Source organism: Hymenobacter sediminis (assembly GCF_003231285.1).
Taxonomy (GTDB): Bacteria; Bacteroidota; Bacteroidia; order Cytophagales; family Hymenobacteraceae; genus Hymenobacter; species Hymenobacter sediminis.
Genome location: NZ_QKNS01000001.1, coordinates 332694 through 347493, shown reverse-complemented (window position 1 = coordinate 347493; position 14800 = coordinate 332694). Strand labels below are relative to the sequence as shown.

At 58.9% G+C, this 14800-nt stretch carries 11 protein-coding genes; 10 read left to right on the top strand and 1 reads right to left on the bottom strand.

Going from position 1 to position 14800, the window contains the following annotated elements; translation table 11 throughout:
* The first annotated feature begins 6 nt into the window (after window positions 1-6).
* The 9 genes from metH (at window position 7) to DNI29_RS01375 (ending at window position 11248) form a co-directional block, all read left to right on the top strand.
* A complete protein-coding gene (gene metH / locus DNI29_RS01410; RefSeq protein ID WP_110976285.1) occupies window positions 7-3717 on the top strand; it encodes a methionine synthase in 3711 nt (1236 codons plus the stop codon).
* Between the two features lie 230 nt (window positions 3718-3947).
* Window positions 3948-4904 (top strand): methylenetetrahydrofolate reductase [NAD(P)H], encoded by a 957-nt coding sequence (metF, locus tag DNI29_RS01405; protein ID WP_110976284.1) that lies wholly within the window; start codon window positions 3948-3950, stop codon window positions 4902-4904.
* Window positions 4905-5012: 108 nt separating this feature from the next.
* Window positions 5013-5492: a tetratricopeptide repeat protein gene (locus tag DNI29_RS01400; protein WP_110976283.1), complete on the top strand. Its 480-nt coding sequence runs from the start codon at window positions 5013-5015 to the stop codon at window positions 5490-5492.
* Between the two features lie 306 nt (window positions 5493-5798).
* On the top strand, window positions 5799-6368 hold the full coding sequence (locus DNI29_RS01395) for an energy transducer TonB (RefSeq protein ID WP_110976282.1): 570 nt from the start codon (window positions 5799-5801) through the stop codon (window positions 6366-6368).
* A gap of 134 nt (window positions 6369-6502) precedes the next feature.
* Window positions 6503-7033, top strand: coding sequence for a hypothetical protein (locus DNI29_RS01390; RefSeq protein ID WP_123823025.1), 531 nt, complete (start codon window positions 6503-6505; stop codon window positions 7031-7033).
* Window positions 7034-7196: 163 nt separating this feature from the next.
* Window positions 7197-8762, top strand: coding sequence for an N-acetylmuramoyl-L-alanine amidase (locus tag DNI29_RS01385; protein ID WP_162303469.1), 1566 nt, complete (start codon window positions 7197-7199; stop codon window positions 8760-8762).
* A gap of 367 nt (window positions 8763-9129) precedes the next feature.
* Window positions 9130-10533 (top strand): L-lactate MFS transporter, encoded by a 1404-nt coding sequence (locus DNI29_RS01380; protein WP_110976279.1) that lies wholly within the window; start codon window positions 9130-9132, stop codon window positions 10531-10533.
* Window positions 10534-10569: 36 nt separating this feature from the next.
* Window positions 10570-10725, top strand: a complete 156-nt coding sequence (locus tag DNI29_RS24705; protein ID WP_202910352.1) for an MFS transporter small subunit — start codon at window positions 10570-10572, stop codon at window positions 10723-10725.
* A gap of 94 nt (window positions 10726-10819) precedes the next feature.
* Window positions 10820-11248 carry a putative signal transducing protein gene (locus DNI29_RS01375; RefSeq protein WP_110976278.1) on the top strand — a complete coding sequence of 143 codons (429 nt, stop codon included), beginning with the start codon at window positions 10820-10822 and terminating at the stop codon, window positions 11246-11248.
* Window positions 11249-11323: 75 nt separating this feature from the next.
* On the opposite strand, the gene DNI29_RS01370 is transcribed toward DNI29_RS01375, so the two are convergent.
* Window positions 11324-14215, bottom strand: a complete 2892-nt coding sequence (locus DNI29_RS01370; RefSeq protein ID WP_110976277.1) for a T9SS type B sorting domain-containing protein — start codon at window positions 14213-14215, stop codon at window positions 11324-11326.
* 415 nt (window positions 14216-14630) lie between these two features.
* Between DNI29_RS01370 and DNI29_RS24385 the strand changes: the two genes are divergently transcribed.
* Entirely contained in the window at window positions 14631-14789 is a 159-nt protein-coding gene (locus tag DNI29_RS24385) for a chryseobasin-related MNIO class RiPP peptide (RefSeq protein WP_162303468.1), read from the top strand.
* Window positions 14790-14800 lie beyond the last annotated feature (11 nt).

The following is a 14800-nucleotide window of genomic DNA, read 5'->3' as shown; positions in this document are numbered from 1 at the left end:
GCTGATATGCCGACCGTCACTGACTCCCCGCTCCACGATATTCTTGCCAAGCGCGTCCTGATTTTGGACGGTGCCATGGGCACCATGATTCAGCGCCACAAGCTAGAAGAGGCTGACTTCCGCGGTACGCGCTTCGCGGACCACCCTAAGCCTCTGCGCGGCAACAACGACCTGCTCAGCATCACGCGCCCCGATATCATCAAAGGCATCCACGCCGATTACTTCGCGGCCGGCGCCGACATGGTGGAAACCAATACGTTCAGCGGCACTACCATCGCCCAGGCCGACTACGCCCTGGAGGATATTGTGTACGAGCTCAACTACGAGTCGGCGCGCATTGCAAAGGAGGTAGCCGACGAGTTTACGGCCCAGAACCCCGACAAGCCCCGCTTTGTGGCCGGCGCCATTGGGCCCACCAACCGCACTGCTAGCCTCTCCCCCGACGTGAACCGCCCTGGCTTCCGGGCCGTGACGTTTGATGAGCTGGCCACCGCTTACCACGAACAGGTGCGCGGCCTTATTGATGGCGGCTCCGACGCACTCCTCATCGAAACTATTTTCGACACGCTGAACGCCAAAGCGGCCCTGTTCGCGGTGCAGAAGTTCTTCGACGAAGGCGGCCGCGTGGTGCCCGTCATGATTTCCGGCACCATTACCGACGCCTCCGGCCGCACCCTCTCGGGCCAGACGGTGGAGGCCTTCTGGAACTCTATTCGCCACCTGCCCCTGCTGAGCGTGGGCCTGAACTGCGCCTTGGGTGCCGATCAGTTGCAGGTGTACATCAAGGAACTGAGCCGCATTGCCGACGTGCACATCTCGGCTTACCCAAATGCTGGTCTGCCGAATGCCTTTGGCGGCTACGATGAGTCGGCCCAGGAATTTGCGGGCGTGGTGGAAAACTACCTCAAGGAAGGCCTCGTGACGGTTGTGGGTGGCTGTTGTGGCACCACGCCCCAGCACATTGGGGAGCTGGCCCGCCTGGCCGATAAGTATGAGCCGCGTCGGCTGCCCGAACTACCGAAAGCTACCCGCCTGAGTGGCCTAGAGCCCTTCGGCATCTACCCCGACAGCCTCTTCGTGAACGTGGGCGAGCGGTGCAACGTGACCGGTAGCCGCGCCTTCGCCCGCCTCATCCGGACTGGCAACTACGAAGCCGCTCTGCAAGTAGCCCGCGACCAAGTGGAAGGAGGCGCCCAAGTCATCGACGTGAATATGGACGAAGGCATGCTCGACTCGGAGCAGGCCATGACGACGTTCCTGAACCTGATTGCCTCGGAGCCCGACATTTCGCGGGTGCCGATTATGATTGACTCCTCGAAGTGGAGCGTGCTAGAAGCCGGCCTAAAGTGCGTGCAGGGCAAGAGCATCGTCAATTCCATTTCCCTGAAGGAGGGCGAGGAAACTTTCAAGGAGCGCGCCCGCACCGTGCGCCAGTACGGGGCCGCCGTGGTGGTAATGGCCTTCGATGAGAACGGCCAGGCCGACAACTACGAAAAGCGCATCGAAATCTGTCAGCGCAGCTACGACATTTTGGTGAACGAAGTGGGCTTCCCGGCCGAGGACATCATCTTCGACCCCAACATCCTGACGGTGGGCACCGGCATGGAGGAGCACCGCACCTATGCCCTCGACTTCATTGAGGCCGTCCGCTGGATCAAGCAGAATCTGCCCGGCGCCCTCACCAGCGGCGGCGTCAGCAACATCAGCTTCTCCTTCCGCGGCAACGACGTGGTGCGCGAAGCCATGCACTCGGCCTTCCTCTACCACGCCATCCGGGCCGGCCTGGATATGGGCATTGTGAACCCCAGCCAGCTAGCGGTGTACGACGAAGTGCCCAAGGACCTGCTGGAACTGGTAGAAGACGTGCTCCTGAACCGTCGCCCCGATGCCACCGAGCGTCTCGTAGAATTCGCCGACACCGTAAAGCAGAAGGACAAAACGGAGGTAGTAGCCGACGCCTGGCGCAGCCTGCCCGTAACCGAGCGCCTGCAACACGCGCTGGTGAAAGGTATCACGGAGTTTATCGACGAGGATACCGAGCAGGTTCGCCAGCAAGTCGGCAGGCCACTTGAAGTGATTGAAGGCCCGCTGATGGCCGGCATGAACGTAGTCGGTGACCTGTTTGGTGCGGGCAAGATGTTCCTACCCCAGGTGGTGAAGTCGGCCCGCGTGATGAAGAAGGCGGTGGCCTACTTGGAGCCCTACCTGCTAGCCGACAAGCAAAGCGGCGACCGGCAAACCGCCGGTAAAATTCTGCTGGCCACGGTGAAAGGCGACGTGCATGACATCGGCAAGAATATCGTGGGCGTGGTCCTGGCCTGCAACAACTTCGACATCGTGGACCTGGGTGTAATGGTGCCCCTGGAAAAGATCCTTGACGAAGCCGTGAAGCAGCAGGTAGACGTGATTGGTCTCAGCGGCCTCATCACGCCCTCACTGGATGAGATGGTGTACGTGGCCCAGGAAATGGAAAAGCGCGGCCTGAAAACCCCGCTGCTCATTGGCGGTGCCACTACCTCCCGCCTGCACGCCGCCGTGAAAATTGCGCCCAACTACTCTGGCCCCGTAGTGCACGTAAACGATGCGTCCCGCTCGGTAGGTGTAGCCGCGGCCCTATTAGGCTCTGCCGATGTGGAGTACGCCCGCACGGTGCGCCAGGAGTATCGCCAGCTCCGCGAGGACTACGCCGGCCGTCAGCGCGAGAAGAACTACTTGACCATTGAAGCCGCCCGCGAAAACGGCTTCAAGGCCGATTGGGACACCACGCGCATCGTGAAGCCGAGCTTCCTAGGCACGAAGGTGCTGGAAGATTACCCGCTGGCCGAGCTGGCTGAGTACATCGACTGGACGCCCTTCTTCCAGACCTGGGAGCTGAAAGGCCGCTACCCCCGCATCCTCACCGACGAGAACGTAGGCGAAGCCGCCACCCAGCTCTTCAACGATGCCCAGAAAATGCTCCGCCAGATCATCGACGAGAAGCTGCTCACCGCCCGCGCCGTGCTGGGGTTCTGGCCCGCCAACACTGTAGGCCACGACACCATCCAGATTTTCAAGGATGACACCCGCCAGGAAATTCAGACGGAGTTCTTCACCCTGCGCCAGCAGAGCGAGAAAGCGCCCGGCGTACCTAACCTGGCCTTCTCCGACTTTGTGGCCCCGCGCGAAACCGGCCGCGAGGACTATATTGGTGGGTTTGCCGTGACGGCTGGCCTAGGCATTGAGAAGCTGCTGGAGAAGTACGAGCAAGAGCACGACGACTACTCCAGCATCATGGTGAAAGCCCTGGCCGACCGCCTCGCCGAAGCCTTTGCTGAGCGCCTGCACCAGCGCGTACGCGAGGAGTTCTGGGGATACGACCCGGCCGAAAATCTCTCCAACGAAGACCTCATTCAGGAGAAGTACAAAGGCGTGCGCCCCGCCCCCGGCTACCCCGGCTGCCCCGACCATACCGAGAAAGTCACCCTGTTTGAGCTCCTCGATGCGGAAAACACCACTGGCATCCGCCTCACCGAAAACCTGGCTATGTACCCCGCCTCCTCGGTCAGCGGCCTCTACTACGCCCATCCTGAGTCGCGCTACTTCGGCCTCGGCCGCATTGGCAAGGACCAGGTAGAGGACATTGCCGAGCGCAAGAACATGCCGCTACCCGAGTTAGAGCGCTGGCTGGCCCCCAACCTGAACTACGACCCCGCCAGCGTGCCTGTAACCGCCCTCTAGGCCACTAGAACACTACTTGATAGTCCGTCATGTCGAGCTTGTCGAGACATCTCGCGTGCTGACGTTGTCAAACTAACCTAATGATGCGAGCGAGATGTCTCGACAAGCTCGACATGACGGACTGGTGTAATTGTTCAATGGCCAGTCAACAACCCCCAACCCCTCCTCATCTGAGGAGGGGAGCTTGATTACTACTCCTTCGACTCACTAGCTGCCCGCTAGTGCTCTATATGAAAGTAACCGAACACTTGGCCCGCGCCAACGGCAAGACGCTGTTTTCCTTCGAGGTGCTACCCCCGAAAAAGGGCGAGAACATTCAGAACCTGTTCTCGAATATTGAACCCCTGATGGAGTTCAAGCCGCCGTTTATTGACGTAACGTACCACCGCGAGGAGTACGTGTACCGCCAGCACCCTAATGGGTTTCTGGAGAAGAAAACGGTGCGCAAGCGCCCCGGCACGGTAGGTATTTGCGCCGCCATCAAGAACCGCTTCGATGTGGACACGGTGCCCCACCTGATCTGCGGGGGCTTCTCGAAAGAGGAAACAGAAAACGCTCTCATCGACCTACACTTCCTCGGCATTGACAATGTGCTGGCCCTGCGCGGCGACCCTATCAAATCAGAAGGCCACTTTAAGCCCGACCCCGATGGGCACGCCTACGCCGCCGACCTCATTGGACAAGTCGCTAACCTCAATAAGGGCGAGTACCTGGATGAGGAGCAGGACGATACCTGGGCCACCAACTTCTGCATTGGCACGGCTGGCTACCCCGAGAAACATTTTGAGTCGCCGAACTACGGGGCCGATTTGCGCTACCTCAAGCACAAGGTTGACCGCGGCGCCGACTACATTGTGACCCAGATGTTTTTCGATAACGAGCAGTTTTTCAACTTCGAGAGGCGCTGCCGCGAGGCGGGCATTACGGTGCCCATCATCCCCGGCCTGAAGCCGCTCACTACCAAAAGCCAGCTCACCATGCTACCCCGGGCCTTCTACCTCAACATTCCGGAGGAACTGGCTGATGCCGTGCACCTGGCTCCCGATAACGCTGCGGCCCGCGAAATCGGGATTGAGTGGTGCATCAACCAGAGCAAGGAACTGATGGCTCACGGCGTACCAGTGCTCCACTACTACAGCATGGGCAAGTCGGAAAGCATCCGGCGGGTAGCGGCTGCTTTGTTCTAGGGGTGAAGTGGTGAGAGGTGAACTTGTGAAGTTATTTAACCGCTTTCCTGACTTAGCGTAGCATAAGAACACTCCTGTTCACAAATTCACTCTCACCTCTTCCGCCCCTTGGATACCCTCAACGACCTGTTTGCACGCCTGCGAGAGGCTACGGCTCCGGCCGAAATTGAGGCCTTACAAGATGGCATCTGGCAGATTTGGCTAACGGCCGGCCACCCCTTGCTCGACAAGTACCTGGAAGCGGGCATGCGCGCTCTTGCCGCTGGCGACCACACCCTGGCCATTCAGCAGTTTACGCTGCTCACGGAAGCCAGTCCGGACTACGCTGAGGGCTGGAATAAGCGTGCTACGGCCTATTACATGCGGGGCGAATACAATGCTTCCCTGCGCGATGTACGTGAAACCCTACGCCTGGAGCCCCGCCATTTCGGGGCTTTGTCCGGGTGGGCAATGATGCTTCGTATGCTGGGCGATTACCGAGGGGCCATGCGCGTGCTGACCCGATTAGAGAAAATTTGTCCGGCCTGGCCGGGCTTGCAGGTTCAGCTACGCGACCTGCGCGACCTGCTGGATGAACAGGCGGAGTAAGCCCCTGGACTAAGCGAGGCTATACTATGTGGGTTTGTTGGACTGAAAGGAAATTGGTAAATTTCCCGGACCGTGCTGTTTTGTAGCTATTCCCCCCAGCCGCTTCCAGTCTCGAATAACTGCTTCGGCAGTATGCTAATAGTCCCACCCCCTGTTAATCCGTCGTCTCAGGCCATTTAGGCCGTATAGAACTAAACCAAGACTTTCTTCCATTATAACCCTGTCGCCGACTGCTTTTTGCCAGTTGGCTGTCCGGGCCGTTTTGTCTGCACACTCTCCCCAAGATTCCCACACAAAATTCCCCCTATGAAACAACTTTTACTGCCTGTATTGGTATTTGCCTCCCTAGCCGCGCACGCCCAGAAAATGCGCAAAAATGACCTGGAAAGCGGTATGCTTGAGAAAGGCGAGAAGGTAGGCGTATGGGAATACTATGCTCATACCCGCGACGGTAGCCAAGTAGTAGCACAGAAGTACGACCACACTGCAAAGAAGCTGGTGTTCTTCCGCCCCTTCGACGACATTCCCTACCCCGTGCAGGACACCAAAGGCGAGTGGACGCGCCAGCGCGTAACCCAGCCCGTGTTCTTTATTGGTGGCGACGCGGCCCTGGCGCAATACATGACCAAGCTTAACTACCCCGTTGCAGCTCAAAGCAAAAACGTGCAGGGCCGGGTGCTGGTGTCGTTTGTGGTGGATACGCTAGGGCAGGCTTCAAGTCATCAGGTGGTGCTGGGCATTGGCTCCGGCTGCGACGAGGAGGCTCTGCGGGTGGCCCGCAGCATTCCGGCCCAGTGGATTCCGGCCCGCATTGGCAGCCGGGCGGTGGTTTCTAAGTATGAAATGCCTTTCACCTTCCGGATGCGGCCCCAATAGCCTACGGCCCACGGGCACCTGCTTCTTTATAACAACCTGCGCAGCTCACTTCGTAAAGAGGTGAGCTGCGCTGCGTATAAGGCCCGGCTAGCGCCGAGTGCGGCCTCTACCTCAACATTCAATACCTTGCCCTCATGAAACCTCTCCGTTTGTTTTTGCTCCCGATGGCCGGACTGCTGCTGGCGGCCTGCGACACGACCCCGCGCGAGCGGCAGGAAATGGTAAAACAAGAAGCCCGCCGGCTGGATACCGCTGCCGACCGCGCCGCCGCTAAGCTACGCGTGGCTGGCCGCCGCGCCGCCCGCTTCGATTCTACTTCCCGGGCCCGCAGCCGCCAACCCCTCGACAAAGCCGCCGAAACAACCTTCACTAACCAACTGCTGGGCACTTACGCCGAGATAGAAAAGCTGACGCCCCAGACCATTGAGCCTGCCTTTGTACAGTTTATGAAGCAAGTGCGGGCCCAACGCAAAGCCTGGACCCAGCGCGACTGGGATTATGCTACGGCCATCAGCCGCCGGCTCAATGCGCAGTTCCGGGCCATTCGTCTCGACATTAAGGGCCGCGATGAAATGCACATTCGGGCCCTGCAAACGGAATTCACGGCTCTGGAAACCGGCCGCGATGTGAAGGATTTAGGTCAAGCTGTAAAGCAGCCCGACTAAGTCAGCTTTCGGGCTATTGCTGAAAGGACTGCAGCAGATAGCTTTTTTCAATCTGGGCCCCGCCAATGGCGGGGCTTTTTCGTTGCCGCAAGAGGTAGGAAGCCGGGCATGCCCTACCCCCTCGCAACGCCCGAAGCCGCTTATGCGTCTGTACTTTCCACGTATGCGAATCTTCCGGACATCTGTTGCCTGCCTGTTCGGGCTAGGCGCCTTACTGGCACATGCTTCCACCGTGCGGGCTCAGCAGCGCCGCCTTTCGGCCCCTACCCTTCCCGTTATCAGCAATGCCGAAACCGTGCCCGCTACCGACCAGTGGCTCCGCCCCGGCGACCGGCTGCAGGTGCGCCTGACGGGTACGCCGGGGCTGCGGGCCAGCTTCCTGAACGGGCAACCTCTCACGGAATTACTACCTGCCCAAGCCCAAGGCAAGCGCGGTGTTTATCAAGGCACCTATGTGGTGCGGCCCGGCGATACGCTACAAAATAGGCGCATTGCGTTTCAGCTCCTGACCCCTGATAGCCTCATAGCCACTGCCTTCAGCAGAAATCGGGTTCGGTTTCTCAATCCGAATGAGCCGCAGCTGGCTGTAACCAAGGGCGAGCTGGCCTACCTCAACTATGGCCTTGGCGAAGACCGACTGGGTGGGGCCAAGCTCGGCTACCTCGACTCGGCGGTGGTGTTGCACCTTACCGGGCGGGTAGGTAACCAGTACCGGGTTCAGCTCAGTGAAATCCAAACGGCTTGGGTACCCCAAGAGGTGGTGCGCCTACTGCCACCGGGTGGCTTCGTACCTAGCTCGCTCACGGGCTCCTGGAGCGTACAAGGCGACTCAGTGTATGATTACGTGCGGGTGCCGCTCAGCCAGCGCCTGCCTTACCGCTCCCAGCTACTCACGGAGCCCAGCCGCCTAGTGGTTGACATTTTTGGGGCGACATCCAACACCAATTGGATAACCCAGCGCGACGGCCTTCAGGAGCTGGGCGACGTAACGTATGAGCAGGTGCAACCCGATGTGTTCCGGCTGGTGCTACCCCTGCGCCATCGCCAAAGCTGGGGGTACCACATCGGCTACCGCGGGAACACCCTGGAAATACGGGTGAAGCGGCCGCCTCAGAAGCTGCGCTTACAAGGCCTGCGGGTTGCTATTGATGCCGGCCATGGCGGCACCAATGTGGGTGCTACCGGTGCCAGCGGAGCCCGTGAGAAGGACCTAACGCTGGCCATTGCCCAAAAGCTGCGCCAAGAGCTGGAGCAAGCCGGTGCCCGCGTACTCATGACCCGCGAAACCGATGCCACCGTGGATAACGGCGACCGGGTGCTGCTGCTGCGCCGTCTCAACCCCGATTTGCTCGTCAGCATTCACGTTAACTCGGCGGGTAGCGCCAGTGCCCACGGCACCAGCACATACTACCGCTACGTAGCGTTTCGGCCTTTGTCGGTGGCTTTGTATGAGCAGATGCGCGGCACTGGGTTGGCGGGGTTTGGCAACGTAGGGAGCTTCAACTTCGGGCTGAATGGGCCTACTGAATATCTTAACGCTTTGGTGGAAACCGCTTTCGTATCAAACCCTGAGGACGAAAAGCGGCTCACGGACCCACAATTTCAACAGCGCATGGCGGAGGCCATGAAGCGGGGCTTAGAAGTATTTCTGAAACGCACCCGAGCTCAAGGGCCGCGCGGTTGGCTGCTGAAGGAGCCTGCAATGGAAGGCAAGGAGGGTAGATACTGAACAACTAGCCTGCGTGCCTTTATCAGCCCCACTTAATATTCAACAAGCTAACTATTAACAACATACCCCTACTATAAGGCTATAAATTGCACATAGCGGACCGTTTGTGGGCAGAAGAAAGATGGCTGATGTGTACCTACATCCGTTCTTCACGTAAGACAGCTAGCTTGGTATATATCGAGGCCTGAATGGGACTGGAGGAACAACTTCCAACTATAGGTTTTTAGCAACAATAGTTGGATTGCCCGCCAGAAACCCTACCCCGAACTTCTACCTTATTGGCTACCAACTCGTACAGCCAAGCACTGCATTACGTTGGCTGGCTTGCCAGCCCGTTCTTTCACTCCCCCAAACACCCGTTCAACTTATGGCAAACGATTCCTTACTGGACCGTAGTCGCACCATTGCCGGGCCGGGCTACAACCGGTGGCTGGTTCCGCCGGCTGCGCTGGCTATTCACCTCGCCATTGGGCAAGCCTACGCCTTTAGCGTGTTCAACAAGCCGCTGGGCTCCCTGATTAGCGGCGATGTTAATAACCCAGCCCCCGACGACTGGACGCCCACGCAAATCGGTATTACTTTTTCCATTGCCATTGTGCTGCTGGGCCTTTCAGCGGCAGTGTTTGGGAAGTGGCTTGAGCGGGTGGGCCCTCGCAAAGCCATGCTGGCGTCGGCGCTGTGCTTTGGCGGCGGCTTCCTGATTGCCTCTCTCGGAATTCATTTGCACAACATTTGGCTGCTGTACTTCGGCTATGGCTTTGTGGGCGGCATCGGGCTCGGCATCGGCTACATTTCGCCGGTAAGTACTCTCATTAAGTGGTTCCCGGACCGCAAGGGGGTAGCCACCGGCATGGCCATTATGGGTTTTGGCGGCGGAGCCATGATTGGCTCGCCCCTGGCCAACAACCTCATGAATCACTTCAAAGACTCTGCACCGCAGGGTGTGGCGCCCACCTTCATTGTGATGGGCCTCATTTACCTGCTGTTCATGCAGTTCGGCGTCTGGACCATTCGGGTGCCCGCCGACGACTGGAAACCGGCCGGCTACGTGCCCAGCACTGAGCACAACGACATGATAACCACGGCCAACGTATCGGCCGACAACGCCATCAAAACGCCGCAGTTCTGGCTGCTGTGGGTGGTGCTGCTTACCAACGTAACGGCAGGTATTGGGGTACTGGAAACGGCTTCGCCGCTGGTGCAAGAAACCTTCTCGGATGGGGCCATGGGCGCAGGGCGCGGCGTAACGGCTGCAGCAGCGGCCGGCTTCGTAGGCTTGCTGAGCTTGTTTAACCTGCTGGGCCGCTTTTTCTGGTCATCTGCTTCTGACAAGCTAGGCCGCAAGGTAACGTATGCCATCTACTTCGGGCTGGGTATTTTGCTGTACGCCTTGGTTCCAACGCTGGGGCATGGTCTGCAACTAACCTTATTCGTGGTGGTGGCCTGCGTGATTATCAGCATGTACGGCGGCGGTTTTGCCACTATTCCGGCTTACCTGTCAGATATGTTTGGCAAGTACCAGGTAGGCGCCATTCACGGCCGCCTGCTCACCGCCTGGAGTACGGCCGGGGTGCTGGGCCCCCTGATTGTGCACACCCTGCACGAGCATGCTCAAGAGCAAGGCCTTAAAGGCGCAGCCGCCTACCAAAACGTATTCTACACCATGGCCGGCGTGCTGGTGATAGGCCTATTGGCCAACCTGGCAGTGCGCCCCGTTAAGGAAGAATACTACGAGAAAGGCCCCGTAACCATTGAAGCCGGTGGGCACTAGCCCCTGCTTTTCCTACCTCTCTAACGATCAGCAACTATGAGCACTCCCGCTAATCCTTCTTCGGCCACGCCGCCCGCCCAAGAGCCGGCTGCTGTGGGTGGTTCGGCTATTCTGGCCTGGCTTTACGTGGGCATTCCCCTAGCTTGGGGGGTGTCGCAGACGTTTATTAAAGCACTAGCCCTGTTTAAGTAGCAGTTTCGGCCGCTTTTTCTCATCTTCAAAAGCACCCAAGCGGGTGCTTTTGTTGTTTTTGGCTTGGAGCGCCGTTGGGCGCTGCCTTTTGCTTATGCCTTCGGACTCCTCTTCGCCTACCCCCATCGTTGTGCTCGATTCGTTTCGGGACACTATAGCGGCGCATCTGGCTAAAAACCAGCTGGACGCGGCCGGTATTCCGTGCTTTCTCAGCAACGAAAACCGGCCTTACGGTCCTGCCCTAGGTGCCGTGCGCCTGTTCGTGCGTGCCCCCGATGTAGCAGCAGCTCAGGAGGTGCTCCACGCTCAGCAGGCACCTATGCACGCCATGCCCCCTGAAGAGCCTGATGAGAAGCCGGCCGCGGCCCTACGCTGCCCCCGCTGCCACCACACCGACGTGGTTTGCCGCCACCTGCCCCAGCCTAGTGATAATCTCTTTGTGAAGCTGCGCCTGTGGCTACTGGCTCCCGAGAAGCCCCAGTGTCATTGCTTTACCTGCGGCCTGGAGTTCGAGAAGGATTAGCAGGGCTGATGAAACCATAAAAAAGCGCTGGTGTAAGCTACACCAGCGCTTTTTTATGGTACCGAGCGACAACTCTTAGTAGGCAATGGTTACGTTGCCCTTGAACTGGCGCTGGTTGGAATACGTGATAAAGTAGAAGTACACCCCAGTTGGTTGTCCGCCCCCGTCCCAGCGGAATTCGCGGTTGGTGGAACTGTACACCTGCTTGCCCCAGCGGTTGTAAATCTTAATATCGAGGAAGCGCTGGGAGCAGTAGTCCGGCGGAAGAGTTGGCAGCTCAAACACGTCGTTTTTAGTATCGTGGTTGGGCGTGAAGATGTTAGGCGGGTTGAAGGCCACCTGCTCCGGGCTGATTACCTCGAAGCGGACCGTCTGGCGCTGGGGCTGGGGGCTGCAAGTGGTTTCCTGCAACTCAAACACTACCTCATAGCTGCTCTGGATTGCGGCTGCGCAGCTGGCATCCCAGCGGAAAGCACCAGTGGCCCGCCCGGCCTCGTTGCGCGCTGAGAACCGCATACCGGCGGCCGCCAGGTCAAACCCTACTCCGCGGGCGGTAAGAGTTAAGGGGTCAGTTTCTGCATCGAAGCCTGTTATGGTCGCCTCGAACGTGGTACCGGGCGTTTGCTGCACTACACGCGCCGCCGGAGCCGCCGCAAACAGCGCCGAGGTAAGGGTAGGCGGAGTATTAGGGTCTTCAATCAGGATAGGCACAACCAAGCTGGCGCTGGCCGCGGTGCCACATGGCACATCGGTAGCGGTAAACTCAAACTCATACAGCGACTTGGCAGCTGTAGGGCAAGGCACCCGCCAAACGAAGCGCCCCCGCAGTTGCGGCCCTACTGTGTTTTGAGTTAGCTGAGCGCCTACACCCGTAGCCCCGAATCCGCGGCCCGTCATAGTCAGGCCCATAGGGTCATTGTTGGGGTCCTGGGCCAGCAGGTCGAAGGTCAGAAGCTGCCCTGGTTTCACCCGTAGCGGCTGAGCGGTGTTGGCCGTAGCCGTCAGGGTAGGCGCATCGTTCTGAAGATCAATCCGGATGGGAATAACCAGTGCTGTGGTCTGTTGCTTGCCGCAGGAGGCCGAAGCAGCCGTGAATTCAAACTCGTAGAGCAGCTTATCGGCGGGTGGGCAGGGCACTACCCACCGGAAGGTGCCCCGGCGGCCTTGGGTACTGCTGGTTTGGTCTAGGCTAGCTCCCAGGGTAGGCGCCGAGAAATTGCGACCCTGCATGCTCAGGGTTACGGGGTCATTGTCGGCGTCGGTGGCATCTAAATCGAACACTACTACCTGCCCCGGTCGTACTACCAGGGGCCGGGCCGGATCGGCGGTGGTAGTCAGTGCGGGCGGCGCATTCTGGTAGTCAATCTCAATCGGAATGACCAGGCTGGTGGTCTGAAGACGGTTGCAGGGCGCAGCAGCGGCTTTAAACTCAAACTCATAGAGCTGTTTGCTAGTGGTTGGGCACGGCACCCGCCAACTGAAGCGGCCACGTACCTCGTTGCCGGTTTGAGACGGAGCAAACTGTGCTCCTACTCCGGCGACGGCAAAGCCCCGGCCCAGCATCTCCAGGATAATGGGGTCTTGGTCCGGGTCAGTACCGATTACGTCGAAGGTAACCAGCGTGCCGGGTTTCACGCGCAGCGGGGAGGTAGCGGTAGTGCGCAGCGTGGGGGCCGAGTTTGGGTCGGGAATGGCCATAAAGGCTACCTCCACCGTGTCGCGGCGCGGGAGACTGCAGCCGTTATCGGCCACAATCACATTCAGGTGGTACACTTTGCCATCGGTATCAAGGCACTCCGGAAAGCACAACTGTGAGGTAAGCGTATCGGGCTGACCGGGGGCACGCACTACCCCCTGCTGCACGCTAAAGTTTGGCAGCGGACCACTGAAATTGATGGGATTCAGTGACAGCGTGAGTTGGGAGTTGGCATCGGGGTCGGTGAAGCGCAGGCGCAGGCAACGATCGGCGCCCGGCTGCAGGCGTAGGGTGTCGCGGCCGGGTACGTAGGGGCGCGTCTGGCCAGGCAGGCGCACGCTCAGGTTGGGCGTTTGGTTAGGCGGGCAGTTGAGCACTTTCAGCTGGAAGTCGCGCCGCACCTCGCCCAGCTTTACGCCTTTGCGGTATTCAGAGCACTTAATAGCAAACACAAACAAGCCCAATTGGGAAGGCCGCACAGTTAGCCGGCCGGTGCGGCGGTCAATGCCCAGGGCTGGCACGCCAGGTATCTGATTAGTAACGCTCAGGCCGGGCAGCCAATTTACCGGGGCATAGGGAGCGGGCGAAGGATCGGGGGCGACATTGGTAGGCGAAGAGCTGCCATTAAGAGGCGTTGCCATTTCGTACACCAGCGAGTCGCCGTCGGCATCAGTCCCCCCAAAATCGTAGTAAAACAGCTCGCCGCGGCAGGCATAGTCGCTCAAGGGTGGAAAAATCTGGGGGGTAGAGTTGAGCAGGGGCTTGCCGTTTCGCACCACCGCCGGAAACTCCAGGTAGAAGGTTTGCCCGGCATCTTCCGGCCTCTCAATATTGCTGATGGTGCGGTTGCGGCAGCAGCGCTCCACGGCAGCATAATACCCGGCTGGGTTGGTATACACATTGGAGGGCAACTCAATGGTAGAGCGGTACACCAGCTTGCGCGTGCGCAGCGTGGGCGCCTCGCAGGCCGGGTTAGTGTAAGCCACAAACGTGTTGCTGACGAGCGGTAGCGACACCGACAGCATACGTTGATTGCTGCCCTGGGCAAACACCCCAGCCAGCAGGCTGGGGTCCAAGGCTCCCGGCTCGCCGTTTACATCATCAAAGTACAAGTTCAGGGTTAGCTGATACCGACTGCCGGCCACGTGCTGTAAATCCAGCTCGCCCCCAACAATATGGGTGGCCGATGCGGGCCGCGCCAATAGCATAATAGCAAGAACAAACCAGATTACTAGCTTGGTAGCTGCCTTAAAGGGTAGAAGTTTAATCATATAATCAGGAAAAAACTGATAACGTCATCAACCGTGCAAGGTACCACGCAGTGGCCGAGGCACCGCTACACCTTGACTATTATTTATAGTGGAGCTATATCCGTTTATTACTAATGACCTCTACTCTCTTGTGTTTCCTTAGGCCCTACTTTTTCCGTAGGTACAGCCGGCCAAGCAGCGTGCTTAGCCCTGGCGGTAGCAGCCCCGTTGGCGCCTAGCTAGTCTGGGCCGTGAGGCGGGTGAATGTATCAGAAGGATCTACCGGATATAAAGAGGTAGGCGTTTGGCAGTTGCACCACGAACTGACTCTGTCTTTTTAAGAGAACAGCGGGGCTAAGCATGCAACCAACCGGCTTAGCACAGACTCTTCCCCTAAACAACCTAGCTATTTGCCTTACTCTTACCCACTCTTCCTATGAAACTCTCCAAAGCCCTGCTCGGCGCCCTGGTAGTTGGCCTCACAGCTCAGGCCACCGGCTGCAAAACCAACGACCCCGCCCCAAAGGGAGAAGAAGGCAAGAAAACTGAAAGCAGCAAAACGCCTATTAACTGCCCCGCCTGCGGCCTAGGCTAACCCCCTGATTT

Coding starts and splice junctions, on each gene's coding strand:
- metH (WP_110976285.1), top strand. CDS start 7: ATGCCGACCGTCACTGACTCCCCGCTCCACGATATTCTTGCCAAGCGC.
- metF (WP_110976284.1), top strand. CDS start 3,948: ATGAAAGTAACCGAACACTTGGCCCGCGCCAACGGCAAGACGCTGTTT.
- DNI29_RS01395 (WP_110976282.1), top strand. CDS start 5,799: ATGAAACAACTTTTACTGCCTGTATTGGTATTTGCCTCCCTAGCCGCG.
- DNI29_RS01390 (WP_123823025.1), top strand. CDS start 6,503: ATGAAACCTCTCCGTTTGTTTTTGCTCCCGATGGCCGGACTGCTGCTG.
- DNI29_RS01385 (WP_162303469.1), top strand. CDS start 7,197: ATGCGAATCTTCCGGACATCTGTTGCCTGCCTGTTCGGGCTAGGCGCC.
- DNI29_RS01380 (WP_110976279.1), top strand. CDS start 9,130: ATGGCAAACGATTCCTTACTGGACCGTAGTCGCACCATTGCCGGGCCG.
- DNI29_RS24705 (WP_202910352.1), top strand. CDS start 10,570: ATGAGCACTCCCGCTAATCCTTCTTCGGCCACGCCGCCCGCCCAAGAG.
- DNI29_RS01375 (WP_110976278.1), top strand. CDS start 10,820: ATGCCTTCGGACTCCTCTTCGCCTACCCCCATCGTTGTGCTCGATTCG.
- DNI29_RS01370 (WP_110976277.1), bottom strand. CDS start 14,215: ATGATTAAACTTCTACCCTTTAAGGCAGCTACCAAGCTAGTAATCTGG.
- DNI29_RS24385 (WP_162303468.1), top strand. CDS start 14,631: ATGAAACTCTCCAAAGCCCTGCTCGGCGCCCTGGTAGTTGGCCTCACA.